Consider the following 229-nt stretch of genomic DNA (forward strand, 5'->3'; position numbering starts at 1 on the left):
GAATCACTCTACAATTAATTTCTCCACCTATTCCTATAACTTTATCTTCTAATCCATTTAATTCTTTTGTCATCGTATATAAATCTAATAAAGCTTGCGTAGGGTGCTCATTTGTTCCATCTCCGGCATTAATCATAGGAATATGGGTGATCTTCGATGCTTTTTCAACAGTATAATTTTGAAAATGACGCATAACCATGATGTCTGAATACTGTTCAATATATTTAAT

Annotated in this window: 1 pseudogene; it reads right to left on the bottom strand. The window is 31.4% G+C overall.

The features are described 5' to 3' along the window. Window positions 1–229, bottom strand: a pseudogene (locus tag FS736_RS24035) (aspartate/ornithine carbamoyltransferase family protein); the annotation flags it as partial.

Source organism: Cytobacillus oceanisediminis 2691, assembly GCF_007678455.1.
Lineage (GTDB): Bacteria > Bacillota > Bacilli > Bacillales > Cytobacillaceae > Mesobacillus > Mesobacillus oceanisediminis_A.